The sequence below is a fragment of the Streptomyces iakyrus genome (assembly GCF_000717055.1).
Lineage (GTDB): Bacteria > Actinomycetota > Actinomycetes > Streptomycetales > Streptomycetaceae > Streptomyces > Streptomyces iakyrus.
Map to the genome: position 1 here is coordinate 26,103 of NZ_JNXI01000034.1, position 17,859 is coordinate 43,961.

At 72.2% G+C, this 17,859-nt stretch carries 17 protein-coding genes; 9 read left to right on the forward strand and 8 right to left on the reverse strand.

Going from position 1 to position 17,859, the window contains the following annotated elements; all coding sequences use genetic code 11:
- Window positions 1-754: 754 nt before the first annotated feature.
- Genes OO68_RS37750 through OO68_RS37760 form a run of 3 tightly spaced genes read right to left on the reverse strand, consistent with a single transcriptional unit; the run spans window position 755 to window position 3,884 of the window.
- Entirely contained in the window at window positions 755-1,552 is a 798-nt protein-coding gene (locus OO68_RS37750; protein WP_051814964.1) for a sugar phosphate isomerase/epimerase family protein, read from the reverse strand.
- Between the two features lie 32 nt (window positions 1,553-1,584).
- The gene (locus OO68_RS37755) at window positions 1,585-2,736 is read right to left on the reverse strand and encodes a dihydrodipicolinate synthase family protein (RefSeq protein ID WP_033313927.1); all 1,152 of its coding nucleotides are present in this window, start codon (window positions 2,734-2,736) and stop codon (window positions 1,585-1,587) included.
- The gene (locus tag OO68_RS37760; RefSeq protein WP_033313928.1) at window positions 2,733-3,884 is read right to left on the reverse strand and encodes a Gfo/Idh/MocA family protein; all 1,152 of its coding nucleotides are present in this window, start codon (window positions 3,882-3,884) and stop codon (window positions 2,733-2,735) included. The genes OO68_RS37755 and OO68_RS37760 overlap by 4 nt, the downstream gene beginning before the upstream one ends.
- Window positions 3,885-4,222: 338 nt before the next feature.
- Here OO68_RS37760 and OO68_RS37765 point away from each other — a divergent pair, with 338 nt between their 5' ends.
- Window positions 4,223-5,272, forward strand: a complete 1,050-nt coding sequence (locus OO68_RS37765; RefSeq protein ID WP_033313929.1) for a LacI family DNA-binding transcriptional regulator — start codon at window positions 4,223-4,225, stop codon at window positions 5,270-5,272.
- 110 nt (window positions 5,273-5,382) lie between these two features.
- Here OO68_RS37765 and OO68_RS37770 read toward each other — a convergent pair whose 3' ends face one another.
- Window positions 5,383-5,955, reverse strand: a complete 573-nt coding sequence (locus OO68_RS37770; protein ID WP_033313930.1) for a dihydrofolate reductase family protein — start codon at window positions 5,953-5,955, stop codon at window positions 5,383-5,385.
- A 224-nt stretch (window positions 5,956-6,179) separates the two neighbouring features.
- Between OO68_RS37770 and OO68_RS37775 the strand changes: the two genes are divergently transcribed.
- Entirely contained in the window at window positions 6,180-7,145 is a 966-nt protein-coding gene (locus OO68_RS37775) for a bifunctional helix-turn-helix transcriptional regulator/GNAT family N-acetyltransferase (protein ID WP_051814963.1), read from the forward strand.
- 11 nt (window positions 7,146-7,156) lie between these two features.
- Window positions 7,157-7,960 carry a sugar phosphate isomerase/epimerase family protein gene (locus OO68_RS37780; RefSeq protein ID WP_033313932.1) on the forward strand — a complete coding sequence of 268 codons (804 nt, stop codon included), beginning with the start codon at window positions 7,157-7,159 and terminating at the stop codon, window positions 7,958-7,960.
- Between the two features lie 235 nt (window positions 7,961-8,195).
- On the opposite strand, the gene OO68_RS37785 is transcribed toward OO68_RS37780, so the two are convergent.
- Both OO68_RS37785 and OO68_RS37790 read right to left on the reverse strand, forming a co-directional pair.
- Window positions 8,196-8,396 carry a DUF397 domain-containing protein gene (locus tag OO68_RS37785; protein WP_033313933.1) on the reverse strand — a complete coding sequence of 67 codons (201 nt, stop codon included), beginning with the start codon at window positions 8,394-8,396 and terminating at the stop codon, window positions 8,196-8,198.
- 252 nt (window positions 8,397-8,648) lie between these two features.
- Window positions 8,649-9,242: a CGNR zinc finger domain-containing protein gene (locus OO68_RS37790; RefSeq protein WP_033313934.1), complete on the reverse strand. Its 594-nt coding sequence runs from the start codon at window positions 9,240-9,242 to the stop codon at window positions 8,649-8,651.
- An 86-nt stretch (window positions 9,243-9,328) separates the two neighbouring features.
- On the opposite strand from OO68_RS37790, the gene OO68_RS37795 reads away from it, so the two are divergent.
- Window positions 9,329-10,129, forward strand: coding sequence for an MBL fold metallo-hydrolase (locus tag OO68_RS37795; protein WP_033313935.1), 801 nt, complete (start codon window positions 9,329-9,331; stop codon window positions 10,127-10,129).
- A gap of 7 nt (window positions 10,130-10,136) precedes the next feature.
- Here OO68_RS37795 and OO68_RS37800 read toward each other — a convergent pair whose 3' ends face one another.
- Together OO68_RS37800 and OO68_RS37805 are read right to left on the reverse strand one after the other, a co-directional pair.
- Window positions 10,137-10,784 carry a dihydrofolate reductase family protein gene (locus OO68_RS37800; protein WP_033313936.1) on the reverse strand — a complete coding sequence of 216 codons (648 nt, stop codon included), beginning with the start codon at window positions 10,782-10,784 and terminating at the stop codon, window positions 10,137-10,139.
- Between the two features lie 104 nt (window positions 10,785-10,888).
- Window positions 10,889-11,254, reverse strand: a complete 366-nt coding sequence (locus tag OO68_RS37805; RefSeq protein ID WP_033313938.1) for a cupin domain-containing protein — start codon at window positions 11,252-11,254, stop codon at window positions 10,889-10,891.
- 228 nt (window positions 11,255-11,482) lie between these two features.
- On the opposite strand from OO68_RS37805, the gene OO68_RS37810 reads away from it, so the two are divergent.
- From OO68_RS37810 to rbsD, 5 genes are all read left to right on the forward strand, one after another.
- Entirely contained in the window at window positions 11,483-12,502 is a 1,020-nt protein-coding gene (locus OO68_RS37810) for a LacI family DNA-binding transcriptional regulator (RefSeq protein WP_033313939.1), read from the forward strand.
- Window positions 12,499-14,019: a sugar ABC transporter ATP-binding protein gene (locus OO68_RS37815; protein WP_033313940.1), complete on the forward strand. Its 1,521-nt coding sequence runs from the start codon at window positions 12,499-12,501 to the stop codon at window positions 14,017-14,019. The genes OO68_RS37810 and OO68_RS37815 overlap by 4 nt, the downstream gene beginning before the upstream one ends.
- Window positions 14,009-15,958, forward strand: coding sequence for an ABC transporter permease/substrate-binding protein (locus tag OO68_RS37820; RefSeq protein WP_033313941.1), 1,950 nt, complete (start codon window positions 14,009-14,011; stop codon window positions 15,956-15,958). Before OO68_RS37815 ends, OO68_RS37820 begins: the two co-directional genes overlap by 11 nt.
- Before the next feature lie 74 nt (window positions 15,959-16,032).
- Window positions 16,033-16,935 (forward strand): ribokinase, encoded by a 903-nt coding sequence (locus OO68_RS37825; RefSeq protein WP_033313943.1) that lies wholly within the window; start codon window positions 16,033-16,035, stop codon window positions 16,933-16,935.
- Window positions 16,932-17,321, forward strand: a complete 390-nt coding sequence (gene rbsD, locus OO68_RS37830) for a D-ribose pyranase (RefSeq protein ID WP_033313944.1) — start codon at window positions 16,932-16,934, stop codon at window positions 17,319-17,321. Before OO68_RS37825 ends, rbsD begins: the two co-directional genes overlap by 4 nt.
- Window positions 17,322-17,859 lie beyond the last annotated feature (538 nt).

Below are 17,859 nucleotides of genomic sequence, written 5' to 3' on the forward strand. Positions count from 1 at the left end.
ATCCGCGTCGGCCGTGACGAGCGTCTCCGGACCGGCTTTGCGGCCCTCGGTGAACCGCTGGAGCTTCACGGACGGGCTGGGGCCGGGCAGGCCGAACGGCGTCTCCAGCCATACGGCGAACTGGCCGCTGATCCCGGCGGACAGCACGGACGGCCACAGCGGCCGCACCCCGGGCCCGTCCGCCGGCTGGGTGCTGACCGCGAACTCGCTCCCGAGCTTGTCGCCGTCGTCCGCCAGGAACTGTCCCTTGATGACGAATTCGCTGTCGTCCGACCACAGCTCCAGGAACTGCGTGCCGAACAAGCCGTCGACGGCGGGCTGGAGCTGGTCGCCGGACCTGGTGGTGTTGACGAGGAAGTCAGCCATGGCTGCTCTCCGAATCAGGATGCGAGGGGAAGAGAGCACTACGACCGGCCGAGTCCTTGGGAAAAGCGTGTCACGCCCGGGGGACGGGTGCATCCGGAACGGCCGGGGGACCGCCCGGACACGCGCCACCCCGCTCCGCGGATGGGCGGGCCCCCGGCATCCGCCCCTCCGCGGGTACGCGTGCCCCCGCATCCGCCCCTGCTCCGTGCCTGAGCGGTGCCCTGCGCCCGCCCCCTTTCCCCCGGGTGCGCCGGCCGCCGTACCCGCCCTGATCCGGTTGCGTGGTGCCCTGCACTCGCCGCTCGTTTCCGCCCCGCGCGGGCCCGCACATGCCGCTGCCCCGCCCCGTGGCCGGCGGGGCGGGGCAGCGGCCTGGCGCCGAGCCGGGTCAGCGGGTGTGTTCGGTGAACCTCCGCGCCGTCTCGGCCAGGACCTCCTGGCCGTCCCGTGCCCACAGGGCGTCGTTGAACAGCTCCACCTCGATGGCGCCGGTGTAGCCGGCCGCCTCCACGTGGTCCTGCCACTCCCGCATGTCGATCGACCCGTCGCCGATCTGGCCGCGGCCGGTGAGGACGCCCTCGGGGAGGGGAGTCGTCCAGTCGGCGAGCTGGAAGGTGTGGATACGGCCGCCCGCGCCAGCCCGGGCGATCTGCGCGGGGGCGGTGTCGTCCCACCAGATGTGGTAGGTGTCGACCGTGACGCCGACCTGGTGCGCCGGGAAGCGTTCGGCGAGGTCGAGGGCCTGGGCCAGGGTCGACACCACACAGCGGTCCGAGGCGTACATGGGGTGCAGCGGCTCGATGGCCAGCCGGACGCCGTGCCGCTCCGCGTACGGGCCCAGTTCCGACAGGGCGTCGGCGATGCGCTCGCGGGCGCCGTGCAGGTCCTTCGAGCCCGCGGGAAGCCCGCCCGAGACCAGGACCAGCGTGTCCGTGCCCAGCGTCGCCGCCTCGTCGATCGCGCGGCGGTTGTCGGCCAGGGCCTCGGCGCGCTCCGCCGGGTCGATCGCCGTGAAGAACCCGCCCCGGCACAACGTCGTCACCGTCAGCCCGGCGTCCCGCACCAGCTTCGCCGTGGCCTCCAGGCCGAACGCCTGCACCGGCTCGCGCCAGAGCCCCACGTTGCGGATGCCCAGCCGGGCGCAGCCGTCGGCCAGTTCCGGCAGCGACAGCTGCTTCACCGTCATCTGGTTGATGGAGAAGCGTTCCAGGGACCCGCTCACTGGTTCACCCCGTACACGCTCAGCAGCGTCTTCATCCGTTCCTCCGCGAGCTTCGGGTCGGGGAACAGCCCCAGTCCGTCGGCCAGTTCGTAGGCCGTCGCGAAGTGCGGCAGCGAGCGTGCCGACTGCAGGCCGCCGACCATCGTGAAGTGCGTCTGGTGGCCCGCCAGCCAGGCCAGGAAGACCACGCCCGTCTTGTAGAAGCGGGTCGGGGTCTGGAACAGGTGCCGGGAGAGCCCGACCGTGGGGTCGAGCAGATCGCGGAAGCCCCGCACGTCGCCGGTGTCCAGGACCCGGACCGCCTGCGCCGCCAGCGGGCCCAGCGGGTCGAAGATGCCGAGCAGCGCGTGGCTGAAGCCCTGCTCGTCGCCCGCGATCAGCTCGGGGTAGTTGAAGTCGTCGCCCGTGTAGCAGCGCACGCCCTTCGGGAGCCGGCGGCGGATGTCGATCTCGCGCTGGGCGTCCAGCAGGGAGACCTTGATGCCGTCGACCTTGTCCGGGTGGGCGGCGATCACGTCCAGGAAGGTGTCCGTCGCCGCGTCCAGGTCGGCCGACCCCCAGTAGCCCTCCAGGGCCGGGTCGAACATCGGGCCCAGCCAGTGCAGGACCACCGGCTCGGCGGCCTGGCGCAGCAGGTGGCCGTAGACCTCCAGGTAGTCCTCCGGCCCGGAGGCCGCCGCCGCGAGCGCCCGGGACGCCATCAGGATGGCCTGCGCGCCGGACTCCTCGACGAGGGCGAGCTGCTCCTCGTAGGCCGCGCGGACCTCCGCGAGCGAGCCGGAGGCGATCTGGTCGGTGCCCACGCCGCAGGCGATGCGGCCGCCGACCGACGTGGCCTCGGCCGCCGACCGGCGGATCAGCTCCGCCGCGCCAGCCCAGTCCAGGCCCATGCCGCGCTGGGCGGTGTCCATGGCCTCGGCGACGCCGAGACCGTGCGACCACAGGTGGCGGCGGAAGGCGAGGGTGGCGTCCCAGTCGACCGCGGCGGGCGAGTCGGGGGAGACGTCCGCGAACGGGTCGGCGACGACGTGCGCGGCCGAGAAGACCGTGCGGGAGGTGAAGGGCGTCCCGGCGGTCACGGCCAGGGGCTCGGTGCGGGGCTCGTAGGTCCGCAACGCCCCGTCGGCGCCGGGAAGTCGGATGGTCACAGCGCGATCTCCGGCACGTCGAGACGGCGGCCCTCCGCCGAGGACTTCAGGCCCAGCTCGGCGAGCTGGACACCGCGGGCACCGGCCAGCAGGTCCCAGTGGTAGGGCGCGTCGGCGTAGACGTGCCGCAGGAACAGCTCCCACTGGGCCTTGAAGCCGTTGTCGAACTCGGCGTTGTCCGGGACCTCCTGCCACTGGTCGCGGAAGACCTCGGTGGCGGGGATGTCCGGGTTCCAGACCGGCTTGGGGGTGGCGCTGCGGTGCTGGGCACGGCAGTTCCTGAGTCCGGCCACCGCCGAGCCCTCCGTGCCGTCCACCTGGAACTCCACCAGCTCGTCGCGGTTGACGCGCACGGCCCAGGAGGAGTTGATCTGGGCGATCGCGCCGCCTTCGAGCTCGAAGATGCCGTAGGCGGCGTCGTCGGCGGTGGCGTCGTACGGCTTGCCGTTCTCGTCCCAGCGCTGCGGGATGTGCGTGGCGGTGAGCGCCTGGACGGACTTCACCCGGCCGAACAGCTCGTGCAGCACGTACTCCCAGTGCGGGAACATGTCGACGACGATGCCGCCGCCGTCCTCGGAGCGGTAGTTCCAGGACGGGCGCTGGGCGTCCTGCCAGTCGCCTTCGAAGACCCAGTAGCCGAACTCGCCGCGCACGGACAGGATCCGGCCGAAGAAGCCGCCGTCGATCAGGCGCTTCAGCTTCAGCAGGCCCGGGAGGAACAGCTTGTCCTGGACGACGCCGTGCTTGATGCCGGCCTCGTTCGCCAGCCGGGCGAGGTCCAGGGCGCCGTCGAGGCCGGTGGCGGTGGGCTTCTCGGTGTAGATGTGCTTGCCGGCCGCGATGGCCTTCTTCAGGGCCTGCTCACGGGCGGAGGTGACCTGCGCGTCGAAGTAGATGTCCACCGTCTCGTCGGCGAGGACCGCGTCCACGTCCGTCGAGACGTGCTCCAGCCCGTGCTGCTCGGCCATCGCCTTCAGCGCGTGCTCCCGGCGGCCCACCAGGATCGGCTCGGGCCACAGCACCGTGCCGTCGCCGAGGTCGAGGCCGCCCTGCTCGCGGAGGGCGAGGATGGAGCGGACCAGGTGCTGGCGGTAGCCCATGCGCCCGGTCACGCCGTTCATGGCGATTCGCACCGTCTTGCGTGTCAACGTCGTTCCCTTCGTACGCGGTCGCGGCGCCGCGTACGCCCCACCCGTCACAGCCGGCCCGGGAGCCGCCGGCTAACTGGTGAGCGTTGCAGCAAGCGCTTTCTATATACGGAGAAGCTAGCCTCTGAACCGCGGTCCGGACAAGACCGTGACCAGGACGAGTTGTTCGAGGGGGCGAACAACAGGGGGTCGGGGGCTTAAGGTCTGCTCGGAACCTTGGCCATTGGTTCGCCGGGGCGGGGGCGGTCGACCTGCTGATCCGTGCGGAACCATGTCCGGTGGTCCGGGTGTGTACGAGGGCGGAGACGAGACGAGATGCGCGACCGGAGGACGACGAGATGACGGTGACCCTGGCGGACGTGGCGGCCCGCGCCCAGGTCTCACCCGCGACGGTGTCGCGCGTGCTGAACGGGAACTACCCCGTGGCGGCCTCCACCCGCGAGCGGGTGCTGAAGGCCGTGGACGAGCTGGACTACGTGCTCAACGGGCCCGCGAGCGCCCTGGCCGCCGCCACCTCCGACCTGGTCGGGATCCTGGTGAACGACATCGCCGACCCGTTCTTCGGGATCATGGCGAGCGCCATCCAGGCCGAGATCGGCGGGCCGGGCGGCCGTGCGGGCGGGGAGAGACTCGCGGTGGTCTGCAACACGGGCGGCTCACCCGAACGGGAGCTGACCTACCTCACGCTGCTTCAGCGGCAGCGGGCCGCGGCCGTGGTGCTGACCGGCGGGGCGATCGAGGACGCGGCGCACCAGGCGGCGATGGACGCCAAGGTGCGCAAGCTGGGGGAGGCCGGGACACGGGTCGTGCTGTGCGGACGCCCGCCGGCGCCGGACACCGGGGCCATCGCGCTGACCTTCGACAACCGCGGTGGCGGGCAGGAGCTGACCGAGCACCTCATCGGGCTCGGGCACCGGCGGCTCGGCTACATCGCGGGCCCCGAGGAGCGGACGACCACGCGGCACCGGCTGGAAGGGCACCGGGCCGCGCTGGCCGCGCACGGCATCGAGGAGGACCCCCGGTGGACGGTGCACGGACGCTACGACCGGCGGTCCGGCTACGAGGCGACGCTGGAGCTGCTGCGGCGTGACCCGTCGCTGACGGCGGTCGTCGCGGCGAACGACTCCGTCGCACTGGGGGCCTGCGCCGCGCTGCGCGACTCGGGCCTGCGGATCCCGGAGGACGTGTCGGTGGCGGGCTTCGACGACCTGCCGTTCAGCATCGACGCGGTGCCGTCGCTGACGACCGTGCGGCTGCCGCTGGCGGAGGCGGGTGCCCGGGCCGGACGGATCGCCATGGGCCGCGAGGAGGCGCCGCCCGGGGGGATCGCTTCGGTGCGGGGCGAGTTGATGGTGCGCGGGTCCTCCGGGGTGCCGCGGGCCTCTTAGCAGCCGGGGCCTGGAGAGCCTCTTGGCAGCCGGGGCCTGGAGGCGGGGGCGGTGCGAGGCCTGCCGTCCCCATGCCCCTGCGCCCCCGCTTCGGCCCGGACGTCCCCGCGTCAGCGAACGACGTCGAAGACGTTCTTCTGGATCCCGTTGGCGTAGGCCTCGTGCTCGACGAGCCGCAGCTTCTGGGTGTCCTTGTCCGTGGCGCTGAAGAGCCGCTTGCCCGCGCCGAGCAGAAGCGGAAAGACGAGCAGGTGGTAGCGGTCGATCAGGCCGGCGTCCGAAAGGGCCTGGTTGAGTGAGGCGCTGCCGTGGACGATGATCGGGCCGCCCTCGGTCTCCTTCAGCGCGGCGACCTCGTCGAGCGAGCGCAGGATCACCGTCTCGCCCCAGTTCGACACCAGGTTCTCCTCGGCGAGGGTGGTGGAGACGACGTACTTCGGCATCACGTTGTAGTCGGCGAATTCCTCCATGTCGGGCCATACCGGGCTGAACGCCTCATAGCTGAGGCGGCCCATCATCAGCGCGGTGGCCTCCTCCTGCTCCCGGCCTTTGATCTCGTACGCCTCGGGGAGGAACTCGACGTCCTTGAAGGTCCACCCGGAGTTCCGGTAACCGGGCTCGCCGCCCGGGGCCTCGACGACGCCGTCGAGCGAGATGAAAGCGGTGCTGATCAGGGTGCGCATGTCGGGTTCCTCGGTATCTCGTGACGGGTGCTCGGCGGATTCGTCCCTGCACGCTTCCACATCACTTGCGGCTGCGACGCACGAACACCCTTCCTGACCGCGGAACCCGGAGAAACTCATCGGCCGTCGCCCGGCCGCGGCATCTCGTCCTGGTCTCCGGCGTCCCGGACGTCTAAGCTCGACCCCAGATATCTCTGACTGAGTCAAATATCGGGGTCGAGACCATGACCGTCCAGGACATCCGCTCCTTCAACCGCTTCTACACGAACGTCATCGGAGCCCTCGACTACGGCCGCCGGCTCTACGCCCCCTACACCCTCACCGAGTCCCGCGTCCTCTACGAGCTGGCGCACGCGCCCCGTACCGACGCCGCCGACCTGCGGGCCCAGCTGCACCTGGACGCCGGGTACCTGACGCGCATCCTGAACAAGTTCGAGCAGGACGGGCTGGTCGAGCGCGGCCCCTCCGAGACGGACCCGCGCCGTCGCAGCGTCACGCTCACCACACCCGGCCGGGAGGCCGCCGCCCTGCTCGACGAGCGGGCACGGCAGGCGGTCGGGGAGATGCTGGACACGGTCAGCGCCGAGGACCGGCCGCGGCTCGCGGAGGCCATGCGGACCGTCCGGACGATCCTGGGCGAGAGCCGCGTCCCGCGCCCCGAGGACGTGGTCCTGCGCGAGCCCGCCCCCGGCGACCTCGGCTGGATCGTCCAGCGCAATGCCGCGCTGTACGCCGCCGAGTACGGCTGGAACGCCGACTACGAGGGCCTGGTCGCGCGGATCGTCGCCGACTACGCCGAGGACCACGAGCCGCGCCGGGAGCGGACGTGGATCGCCGAGCTGGACGGCCGGCCGGTGGGCTGCGTGATGTGTGTCCGGGACGACGCGTCCGGCGCCGCCCGGCTGCGGCTCCTGCTCGTCGAGCCGGACGCGCGCGGCCTCGGCATCGGCGACCGCCTGGTGGGGACGCTCGTCGGCTTCGCGCGCGACGCCGGCTACCGCGAGGTCGTCCTGTGGACGAACGACGTCCTCGCCGCGGCCCGCCGCATCTACCGGCGCCACGGTTTCGTCCTTGTCGCGGAGAAACCGCACCACTCTTTCGGCCGGGATCTGGTCGGCCAGGACTGGCGACTGGATCTTCACGCAACACCCGGGGGACGGAGGGGAGTCGCAGGCGGGGGTGCCGGGTAGATTCCGTCCACATGAAGCTGGCGTTCTCCACCCTCGGTGTCCCTGGCCTGCCCCTGCCCGACGTCCTGCGCCTCGCGACCGCCCACGGCTATCACGGCGTGGAACTGCGCACCCATCCCGAGGAACCGGTCCACACCGGCCTCGGCCCCGCCGAACGGGCGGACGTCGCGGCCGAGTTCAAGGGAGCGGGCGTAGAGCTCCTGGGCCTGGCGGGCTACGCACAGGTCGCCGCGCCGGGCGACGACGAGCCCGTCCTGGCCGAGATCCGTGCCCTCGTCGACCTGGCCCACGACCTGGGAGCCCCGTACGTCCGGGTCTTCCCCGGCGGCGACCTCGACGTCCAGGCCCCCGAGGAGGCCGACGCGACGGCCGCCCGCCGCCTGGGCACGGCCGCCGAACACGCCAACGACCTGGGCGTCCGCATCCTCCTCGAAACCCACGACTCGCACCGCACCGCCGCCGACGCGATGCGGATCCTCGGCCTCGTCGGCCACCGCCAGGTCGGCGCCCTCTGGGACGTGATGCACACCTGGCTCGGCGGCGAACAGCCCTCCGAGACCTACGCGGCCCTCTCCCCGCACCTCGGCTACGTCCAGGTCAAGGACATCGCCTCCCCCGACGACACGACCCCCCTGCCCCTCGGCGCGGGCGTCCTCCCACTCGCCGAATGCGTCGAGGTCCTCTCCCGCCACGGCTGGGACGGCTGGCTCTGCTGGGAGTACGAGAAGCGCTGGTACGAGGACGCGGCGCCGCTGCCCGACCTCCTGGGACCGGGGCGCGAGCACCTGAGCAGGTTGCTGAACGAGTCGGCGTGACGCCCGGCCCCGGGCGGACCGGGCGGTCCCGCTCGCCAGGACCGTCGGCGGCCGCCCGGGCCGGCAGGCCGGCGACAGTATCCGTGCAGGTCAGGGGGTGCTGTCGCGTCCTGCCGGAGGCGTCGGTCACTTTGGCGAGCCTCGCCCAGTCCCGGGACGCCCTCGCCGACTACATCGAGGCGGCCGAACGCGTGGGCGGCGAGAGCTACCCGCCCCTGGGTCTCACGCAGCCTGCCTAACCCTTGATGTGCCCGTCCTTGACGGCGCTGACGAACGCGTCCCAGCCGCTCCGCGAGAAGACCAGGGCGGGACCATGGGCGGCTTTGCTGTCCCGCACCGGGACGCCGGGGTGGCCGGGGGCGACTTCGAGGCACTCAGCTTGGCTGCCGCCGCTGTAGCTGGACTTGAACCACCCGGTGTACTCACTGCTGATCATGCGCGTGATCCTCTGCTGCCGCCCTGACTAGGCCCACTGACTCCTGCTGCGACAACGCGTCGCTCAGAGCCAGAGCGTAAGCGGTCTGACAGGCACTCACCAGAGCCGGATCGTCCATCAGACGTCCCGTCTCGTACGCGTCGACGTATGCCACCGGCGTTCGAAGCATGCGGCGTTCGTCCATCGGCCAAGGGTCGCGGAGAGCAGGGGCGCGCGGCTCGCCCGCAGGGCCCGGCCATGACCGGGACGGTGTCAGCGCTGCTCGGTGCGGCGGGCGTACGCCCGGGCCGCGCGGGCGCGGTCGCCGCAGCGGGTGGAGCACCACTGGCGGCGGCCGTGGCGGAGCAGGAAGCGGCTGCACGGCGGGGAGCCGCAGGCCGTGAGGCGTTCGGCCGCGGGGGACGTGAGCAGATCCGCGGCGTCGGCGGCGAGGGTCGCCAGCGCGAGGTCGACGATCGCGGTGGTGGGGTGGGGGGTGGTCCGGTAGGGGCCGGTCCTGTCGTCCCACCGCAGCAGCGGGGCCGTCGGAACCCTGGTCATCGCGTCGTTGACCGCCGTCACCGCGGCGGGCAGGGCGGGTACGCCGTCGACGCGGGCGGCGAACAGGGACCTGACCTGTTCGCGCAGGGACCGCAGCTGGGCCGCGCACATCTCCCGCATACCGGCGTCGACCGGGGCGAGGCCTCGCTGGGCCAGCCAGTGGTTCGTCTGGGCGGGCGTGCCCAGGAGGTCGAACGTGCGCCCGCCGGGCATGGCGATCGCGGTGTTGGCGAGGGCCAGGGAGGGGTGCTCTTCCTCGCCCTGCGCGGGCGGCGGGGCGGGTTGCTCGGTCACGGACTCCTCCATGCTTCTCATGGTACGGGTTGCCTGTATCCGTGAGAAGCGGCTACGGTCTTCTCACGGTTGAATCGCGTCTATCCGTGAGGTGCTGCATGTCTTCCCTGCCCGTGACGGCCGACTTCCCCATCCGCGTCCTCGGCGGCCCGACCGCCGTCTTCGAATACGGCGGCCTGCGCTTCCTGACCGACCCGACCTTCGACGCGCCCGGCGACTACCCCCGTCCCGGGGGCCCGCTCCTGACCAAGACCGCCCCCGCCGCCGGCAGCCCCGCCGACCTCGGCCGCATCGACGTGGTCCTGCTCTCCCACGACGAGCACGCCGACAACCTGGACACCTCCGGCCGGGCCCTGCTCGCCGGCATACCGCTGACGCTGACCACGCCCGGCGGCGGGGGGCGCCTGCGCGAGAGCCTGGGCGACAAGGTCAGGGGCCTGGCCGACTGGGAGTCCGTCGAAGTGGACCGGCCCGGCGGCGGCACGGTCACCGTGACCGGGGTCCCGGCCGTGCACGGCCCCGGTCCCCGCGAGCAGGTCGAGCCGTTCACCGGCCAGGTCGTCGGCTTCGTCCTGACCGGCGAAGGCCTGCCCACCGTCTACGTCAGCGGCGACAACGCCTCACTCGACGCGGTCCGGGCGATCGCCGGCCGCTTCGCCCCCGTCGACACGGCCGTGCTCTTCGCGGGCGCGCCCCGCTTCCCCGTCCTCTTCGACAACCAGGTCCTCGTCCTGGACAGCGGTATGGCCGCGGAGGCCACCCGGATCCTCGGTGCCCGCCGCGTCGTCCCCGTCCACTACGACAGCTGGGCCCACTTCACCGAAGGCGGCGACGCGCTGGAGGCCGCCTTCACCGCCGCCGGTCTCGCCGACCGGCTGGACTGGGGCAAGGGCGCCTGACCTGGCGTCACTTGCGCCAGAAGAGGTGATGGACCACCCCGCTGGGACTCGGCACCACGTCGCAGTGGAAGCGGTCGAGCAGTTCCTCGGGCGACTCCCACAGCCGTGAGCCGGACCCGAGCACCACGCCGGGCGAGACCGCCACGTGCAGCGTGTCCACCAGGTCGGCGTCCAGGAACTCCCGGACGGTCGCCGCCCCGCCGCCCAGTCGTACGTCCTTGCCCCCGGCCGCCTTGCGCGCCTGGGCCAGGACCTCGGCCGGATCCCCGCCCACGAAGTGGAACGTCGTGTCGGAGAGGGTGAACGAGGGGCGCTCGTGGTGCGTCATCACGAACACCGGCGTGTGGAACGGCGGCTCGTCGCCCCACCAGCCCTGCCAGTCGTGGTTCTCCCAAGGGCCGCGCTGCGGGCTGAACTTGTTGCGGCCCATGATCTCGGCGCCGATGTTGTGGTGGAAGTCGCGCACCAGGTAGTCGTCCAGGCCCCGGCTCCCGCCCGGGTCGGTGCGGTTCGGCCAGCTCGCCGTCGCGCCGGCCCAGGCGAACATCGTCCCCGGGTCGGCGTGGCCGAACGGCCGCTCCAGGCTCTGGCCCTCACCGGCACCGAATCCGTCACTCGAGACGTTGAAGTTCTGTACGCGCAGCAGCTGGGTCACGGCGCTCCTCCTGTGATCAATGCAAGAGATCGATGCAAGAGAGACCGCCCGGACCGGCGAAACTCATCGGCGCGGGCCCGGCGCATCGAAGACCGCGGCTTGCTTCAGCCGGCCTGCGCCACCACGTGGTCGATCACCTGCTGGAAGTCCTCGGTCGGCGAGAACTCCACCAGCTCGCTGTCCTCCAGCGCCACCGGTACATGGCCGGGGCCCCAGTAGTACGCCTGCCCCGCCTCGTACTCCTCCTCGCCCGCTGCCGTGCGCATCCTGATCCGGCCCTTGAGCAGGTAGCCCCAGTGCGGGCACTGGCAGGCGTCGTCGGGCAGGCCCTTGAGGGCCGGGCCCATGTCCGTGCCCTGGGGGAGGGTGATGTAGCCCACCGACAGGCCGCCGCCGATCGGCATCATGCGCAGTTCCACGCCGTCGCCTTCGAGGGCGACGGGTACGTCGTTCCGGGTCGCCGCCGTCATGGTTCCTCCGCTCCGGCCCGCCAGGGCCTCGAACGCCCCACAGGAAACCCCCGTACCTCCAGCCTGGCCCGCCGGGCCGCGCCCCGCGACATCACGATCCGGTCAAGAGGTACCGCCGGGGGCTTGATTCGGCCGTGTGTAATCGATTCCATGCTCCCGTCGATGTAATCGATTCCACGAGCGCGCACCCCGTGCTCCCCGACTGATCCACGAGGAGGTGGAGCGGCGGTGGCCAGCATCAAGGACGTCGCTGCGGAGGCCGGCGTCTCCGTCGCCACGGTCTCGCGCGTCCTGAACGACCACCCGTCGGTCAGCGCCGACGCACGCACCCGCGTACTGGCCGCCGTCGAGACCCTGGGCTACCGCCCGAACGCCGTCGCCCGCTCCCTGCGCACCGACCAGACCCACACCCTCGGCCTGGTCATCAGCGACGTGATGAACCCCTACTTCACCGAGCTGGCCCGCTCCGTCGAGGAGGAGGCCCGCGCCCTCGGCTACAGCGTCATCATCGGCAACGCCGACGAGCGGCCGGACCTCCAGGACCACCACGTACGCACCCTGCTGGACCGGCGGATCGACGGACTGCTCGTCTCCCCGACGGACGGCGGCTCGCCGCTGATGCTGGACGCCGCGCGGGCCGGGACGCCCATGGTCTTCGTGGACCGCTGGATCCCGGGCGTCGACGTGCCGGTGGTGCGGTCGGACGGGCGGGGTGCCGTACGGGACCTCGTGGCGCATCTGCACGGGCTCGGGCACCGCAGGCTCGCCATCATCGCGGGCCCTGCGGCGACCACGACCGGCCGCGAGCGCGTGGAGGCCTTCCGGGAGGCGCTCGCCGCGTACGGACTCGACCTGCCCGACGCCTACATAGGGCAGGGCGACTTCCAGGCCGAGAGCGGCCGGCTGGTCACCGAGGGCTTCCTCGACCTGGCCGAGCCGCCCGAGGTCGTCTTCGCCGCCGACAACCTGATGGCGCTCGGCGCCCTGGACGCCGTCCGCGCGCGAGGCCTGCGCGTACCCGACGACCTCGCGCTGGCCGCGTTCGACGACATCCGGTGGTTCGTGCACACCGATCCGCCGGTCACCGCGATCGCCCAGCCCACGGGCGAGCTGGGCCGGGCCGCCGTACGGGCCCTGGTCGACCGCATCGAGGGACGGCCCGGCCAGTCCGTGACCCTCCCCGCCCGGCTCGTCGTACGCCGCTCGTGCGGCGAGGACCCCACCCCAGTGCAAAGGAGCACGACGTGAGCAACGCGGACGAGTTGCTGCGCATCGAGGGCATACGGAAGACCTTCCCGGGCGTGGTCGCGCTGGACGGCGTCGACTTCGACCTGCGCCGGGGCGAGGTGCACGTCCTGCTCGGTGAGAACGGTGCCGGCAAGAGCACCCTCATCAAAATGCTCTCCGGCGCCTACACCCCCGACGCCGGGCGGATCCTGGTCGGCGGCGAGGAGACGCGCATCCAGGGCGCGCAGGACTCCGAGCGGCTCGGGATCGCCACGATCTACCAGGAGTTCAACCTGGTACCCGATCTGACGGTCGCCGAGAACATCTTCCTCGGGCGCCAGCCGCGCCGGTTCGGGATGATCGACCGGAAGAGGATGGAGGCCGACGCCGAGGTCCTGCTGAAGCGGGTCGGCGTGAGCGTGTCCCCCCGCGCCCGGGTCCGTGAACTCGGCATCGCACGCCTCCAGATGGTCGAGATCGCCAAGGCGCTCAGCCTGGACGCCCGCGTGCTGATCATGGACGAGCCGACCGCCGTGCTCACCTCCGAGGAGGTCGACAAGCTCTTCGCGATCGTGCGCACGCTGCGCGAGGACGGCGTCGGCATCGTCTTCATCACCCACCACCTGGAGGAGATCGCCGCACTCGGCGACCGGGTGACCGTCATCCGCGACGGGAAGAGCGTCGGGCAGGTCCCCGCCTCCACCCCCGAGGACGAGCTCGTCCGGCTCATGGTCGGCCGCTCCATCGAGCAGCAGTACCCGCGTGAACGCGCCGACCGGGGCGCCGCGTTGCTCACCGTCGAGGGACTCACCCGGGAGGGCGTCTTCCACGACGTCGGCTTCGAGGTGCGCGCCGGTGAGGTCGTCGGCATCGCCGGGCTGGTCGGCGCGGGCCGTACCGAGGTCGTCCGCGCGGTCTTCGGGGCCGACTCGTACGACAAGGGCACGGTGAAGGTGTCCGGCGCCCCGGTCGTCAAGTACGACGTCAACGCGGCGATGACCGCCGGGATCGGGCTCGTCCCCGAGGACCGCAAGGGCCAGGGCCTGGTGCTGGACGCCTCCGTCGAGGAGAACCTCGGCCTGGTGACCCTGCGGTCGGCCACGCGCGGTGGGCTCGTCGACCTCAAGGGGCAGCGCGCGGCCGCCGAACGCATCGCCAAGCAGCTCGGCGTGCGGATGGCCGGACTCGGCCAGCACGTGCGCACCCTCTCCGGCGGCAACCAGCAGAAGGTCGTCATCGGCAAGTGGCTGCTCGCCGACACCAAGGTGCTGATCCTCGACGAGCCGACCCGCGGCATCGACGTGGGCGCCAAGGTCGAGATCTACCAGCTCGTCAACGAACTCACCGCCGCCGGCGCGGCCGTCCTGATGATCTCCAGCGACCTTCCCGAGGTGCTCGGCATGAGCGACCGGGTGCTGGTCATGGCACAGGGCCGGATCGCCGGTGAACTCTCCGCCGACGAGGCGACCCAGGACGCCGTCATGGCACTCGCAGTAAGCAACCCCGGCACGGACAAGGAGGCCTCCCGTGGCCACTGACACGCTCAAGAGCACGACGGGCGCGGGTGGCGCCTCGGGAGGCCTGCGCCGCCTCCTGCTCGACAACGGCGCGCTCACCGCGCTCATCGTCCTCGTCATCGCGATGTCGGCGCTGTCCGGCGACTTCCTGACGACGGACAACCTCCTCAACGTCGGCGTGCAGGCGGCCGTGACCGCCATCCTCGCCTTCGGTGTCACGTTCGTGATCGTCTCCGCGGGCATCGACCTGTCGGTCGGCTCGGTCGCCGCGCTGTCCGCCACGGTCCTCGCCTGGAGCGCCACCTCGGCGGGCGTCCCGGTCTTCCTCGCCGTGCTCCTCGCCATAGCGACGGGCATCGTCTGCGGCCTGGTCAACGGCATCCTGATCTCCTACGGCAAGCTGCCGCCGTTCATCGCCACGCTGGCCATGCTGTCCGTGGCCCGCGGCCTGTCCCTCGTCATCTCCGAGGGCTCCCCGATCGCCTTCCCCGGCTCCGTCTCCCACCTCGGCGACACGCTCGGCGGCTGGCTGCCGGTGCCGGTCCTGGTGATGGTGTTCATGGGCCTGATCGCGGCCTTCGTGCTCGGCCGGACCTACATCGGCCGCTCGATGTACGCGATCGGCGGCAACGAGGAGGCCGCGCGGCTGTCCGGCCTGCGCGTCAAGAAGCAGAAGCTCGCCATCTACGCCTTCTCGGGCGTCTTCGCCGCCGTCGCCGGTGTCGTCCTCGCCGCCCGCCTCTCCTCCGCGCAGCCCCAGGCCGCCGACGGCTACGAGCTGGACGCGATCGCCGCCGTCGTCATCGGCGGCGCCTCCCTCGCGGGCGGCACCGGCAAGGCGTCCGGCACGCTCATCGGCGCGCTGATCCTGGCCGTGCTGCGCAACGGGCTGAACCTGCTGAACGTCTCGGCGTTCTGGCAGCAGGTCGTGATCGGTGTCGTCATCGCGCTCGCGGTGCTGTTCGACACCCTGCGGCGCAAGGCGGGGGCGACCCCGGTGGCCGGTGCCTCCGGAGGAGGCAAGGGCAGGCAGGCGGCGACGTACGGGCTCGCGGCCGCGGTCACCGTCGCGATCGTCGGCGCGACGTCCTTCCTGCACAACGGCTCCTCCGCCGCGAGCAGCCCCAAGATGGGCCTGTCGCTGTCGACCCTCAACAACCCCTTCTTCGTGCAGATCCGGGCGGGTGCCGAGGCCGAGGCGGAGAAGCGGGGCGTGGACCTGACCGTCACCGACGCCCAGAACGACGCCTCCCAGCAGGCCAACCAGCTGCAGAACTTCACCAGCTCCGGGCTCGGCGCGATCATCGTCAACCCGGTGGACTCGGACGCCGCGAGCAATTCCGTGAAGGCCGCCGACCAGGCGAAGATCCCGGTCATCGCGGTCGACCGGGGCGTCAACAAGGCGTCGGTGGACGCCCTCGTCGCCTCCGACAACGTGGCCGGCGGTGAACTCGCCGCCAAGACCATCGCCGACAAGCTGGGCGGCAAGGGCAAGATCGTGATCCTCCAGGGCCAGGCCGGCACGTCCGCGGCCCGGGAGCGGGCGCAGGGCTTCGCCGACGGACTCAAGGCCTTCCCGGGCATCCAGGTCGTGGCCCAGCAGCCCGCCGACTTCGACCGCACCAAGGGCCTCGACGTCATGTCGAACCTGCTCCAGGCCCACCCGGACGTCCAGGGCGTCATCGCCGCCAACGACGAGATGGCGCTCGGCGCGATCAAGGCCCTGGGCTCCAAGGCCGGCACGTCGGTCTCGGTCGTCGGCTTCGACGGCACGCCGGACGGACTGAAGGCGGTCGAGGGCGGCACCCTGTACGCGTCGGTGGCGCAGCAGCCGTCCCAGCTCGGGAAGATCGCCGTGGACAACGCCCTGCGAGCCCTGAAGGGCGAGAAGGTCGAGGAGACGGTGAAGGTGCCGGTGAAGGTGGTCACCAAGGAGAACGTGGCCGGCTTCAGCGGCTGACATCGGGGAACGGCCGGGCGGTCACCCACAGCCGGCGCACCGCCCGGCCATGTCACTCACGTGGGGAGCAACTCATGTACGACTACGACCTCCTGGTCGTGGGGTCGGCCAACGCCGACCTGGTGATCGGAGTGGAGCGCCGGCCCGGTGCCGGCGAGACCGTGCTCGGCTCCGACCTGGCCGTCCACCCCGGCGGCAAGGGCGCCAACCAGGCGGTGGCCGCCGCCCGGCTCGGTGCCCGTACGGCGCTGCTGGCCCGGGTCGGCGACGACGCGCACGGCCGGCTGCTGCTGGACTCGCAGCGGGAGGCCGGCGTCGACACGGTGGGTGTCCTGGTGGGCGGCGCGCCGACCGGCGTCGCGCTGATCACGGTCGACCCGTCCGGGGACAACAGCATCGTCGTCTCGCCCGGCGCGAACGGCCGCCTCACCCCGGAGGACGTCAGGGCCGCCGGGTGCCTCTTCCAGGGCTCCCGGGTGGTGTCGGCGCAGCTGGAGATCCCGCTGGAGACGGTCGTGGAGGCCGTACGGAGCCTGGCACCGGAGAGCCGTTTCGTGCTGAACCCCTCGCCGCCGCGGCCCCTGCCGCGGGAGGTGCTGGCGGCCTGCGACCCGCTGATCGTGAACGAGCACGAGGCGAAGGTGATCCTGGGCGACTCCGCCGTCGGGGACTCCCCCGAGGACTGGGCGCGGATCCTCCTCGCCAAGGGCCCGAAGTCGGTGGTGGTGACGCTGGGCGCGGAAGGCGCGCTGGTGGCGTCGGCGGAGGGCGTCTCGCGCGTCCCGGCCGTGCAGGTGGACGCGGTGGACACGACGGGCGCCGGCGACTCCTTCACCGCCGCGCTGGCCTGGCGGCTGGGTGCGGGTGAGTCCCTGGCCCAGGCGGCGGCGTACGCGGTGCGGGTGGGTGCCGCGACCGTGACGAAGGAGGGCGCGCAGGCGTCCTTCCCGACGGCGGCGGAGGTCGCCGGCTCATGAAGAAGGCCGGGATACTGAACCGCCACCTCGCCGGTGCGCTGGCCGAACTCGGTCACGGCGACGGGGTGCTGGTGTGCGACGCGGGCATGCCCATCCCCGACGGCCCCCGGGTGGTGGACCTGGCCTTCCGGGCCGGGGTGCCGGCGTTCGCCGAGGTGCTGGACGGGCTGCTGGCCGAGCTGGTGGTCGAGGGTGCGACGGCGGCGCAGGAGCTGCGGGACGCCAACCCGGAGGCGTCGGCGCTGCTGGAGGGGCACTTCCCCGGGCTGCGCCTGGTGTCGCACGAGCGGCTCAAGGAGCTCTCGGCGGGGGCCCGCCTGATCGTCCGCACGGGCGAGGCACGGCCGTACGCGAACGTCCTGCTGCGATGCGGTGTCTTCTTCTGAAGCCCCTGGACGGCAGCGGCCGCCCCGGAACGGTTTCGAGGGGGCCCGGTCCGTCGACCGGGCCCCCTCGGCCTTTCCCCTCCCGTCAGGAACCCCCGCGATCCCCCCAGATCCCCTCCCCCAAAGGTCCTGACACCAAGTACGACCCGCGGGGGACGGGAAGGGTTGCACGGCTGAGTAAGAAATTCTTGCCGGTTTCTTGAGGAACTCTCCCGGGCCGCAGCGGCGTACGCTGAACGCCATGGTGCTTCTTCGTCCCAAAAGCGGGCATTCGGGACAGGAATCGTCAGGCGGTCCGAGCCTCCCTGTGTTCGTCGACGCCTCCGGTCGGCGTGCGCGGTACCTGCGGCGCACCGGTTACGGGCTGGCCGCCGGTGCCGCCACGTACATGGCGGTGCTGGGCCTGAGCCTGATGGGAGCAACGCCCTTCGCGCCGGGGGCCATCCTGCCCGGCGACATCGCGGCGCCCGCCGCACCGGGCCCCCGCACCCCCGACCGGACGCCCCCGGCACCCGGCGGGCCACCCGCGTCGGACCCC

Bases quoted from the DNA above. Each gene is read 5' to 3' on its own strand.
- OO68_RS37750 (WP_051814964.1), bottom strand. From the start codon at position 1,552: ATGACGGTGAAGCAGCTGTCGCTGCCGGAACTGGCCGACGGCTGCGCC.
- OO68_RS37765 (WP_033313929.1), top strand. From the start codon at position 4,223: ATGACGGTGACCCTGGCGGACGTGGCGGCCCGCGCCCAGGTCTCACCC.
- OO68_RS37770 (WP_033313930.1), bottom strand. From the start codon at position 5,955: ATGCGCACCCTGATCAGCACCGCTTTCATCTCGCTCGACGGCGTCGTC.
- OO68_RS37775 (WP_051814963.1), top strand. From the start codon at position 6,180: ATGACCGTCCAGGACATCCGCTCCTTCAACCGCTTCTACACGAACGTC.
- OO68_RS37780 (WP_033313932.1), top strand. From the start codon at position 7,157: ATGAAGCTGGCGTTCTCCACCCTCGGTGTCCCTGGCCTGCCCCTGCCC.
- OO68_RS37785 (WP_033313933.1), bottom strand. From the start codon at position 8,396: ATGATCAGCAGTGAGTACACCGGGTGGTTCAAGTCCAGCTACAGCGGC.
- OO68_RS37790 (WP_033313934.1), bottom strand. From the start codon at position 9,242: ATGGAGGAGTCCGTGACCGAGCAACCCGCCCCGCCGCCCGCGCAGGGC.
- OO68_RS37795 (WP_033313935.1), top strand. From the start codon at position 9,329: ATGTCTTCCCTGCCCGTGACGGCCGACTTCCCCATCCGCGTCCTCGGC.
- OO68_RS37805 (WP_033313938.1), bottom strand. From the start codon at position 11,254: ATGACGGCGGCGACCCGGAACGACGTACCCGTCGCCCTCGAAGGCGAC.
- OO68_RS37825 (WP_033313943.1), top strand. From the start codon at position 16,033: ATGTACGACTACGACCTCCTGGTCGTGGGGTCGGCCAACGCCGACCTG.
- rbsD (WP_033313944.1), top strand. From the start codon at position 16,932: ATGAAGAAGGCCGGGATACTGAACCGCCACCTCGCCGGTGCGCTGGCC.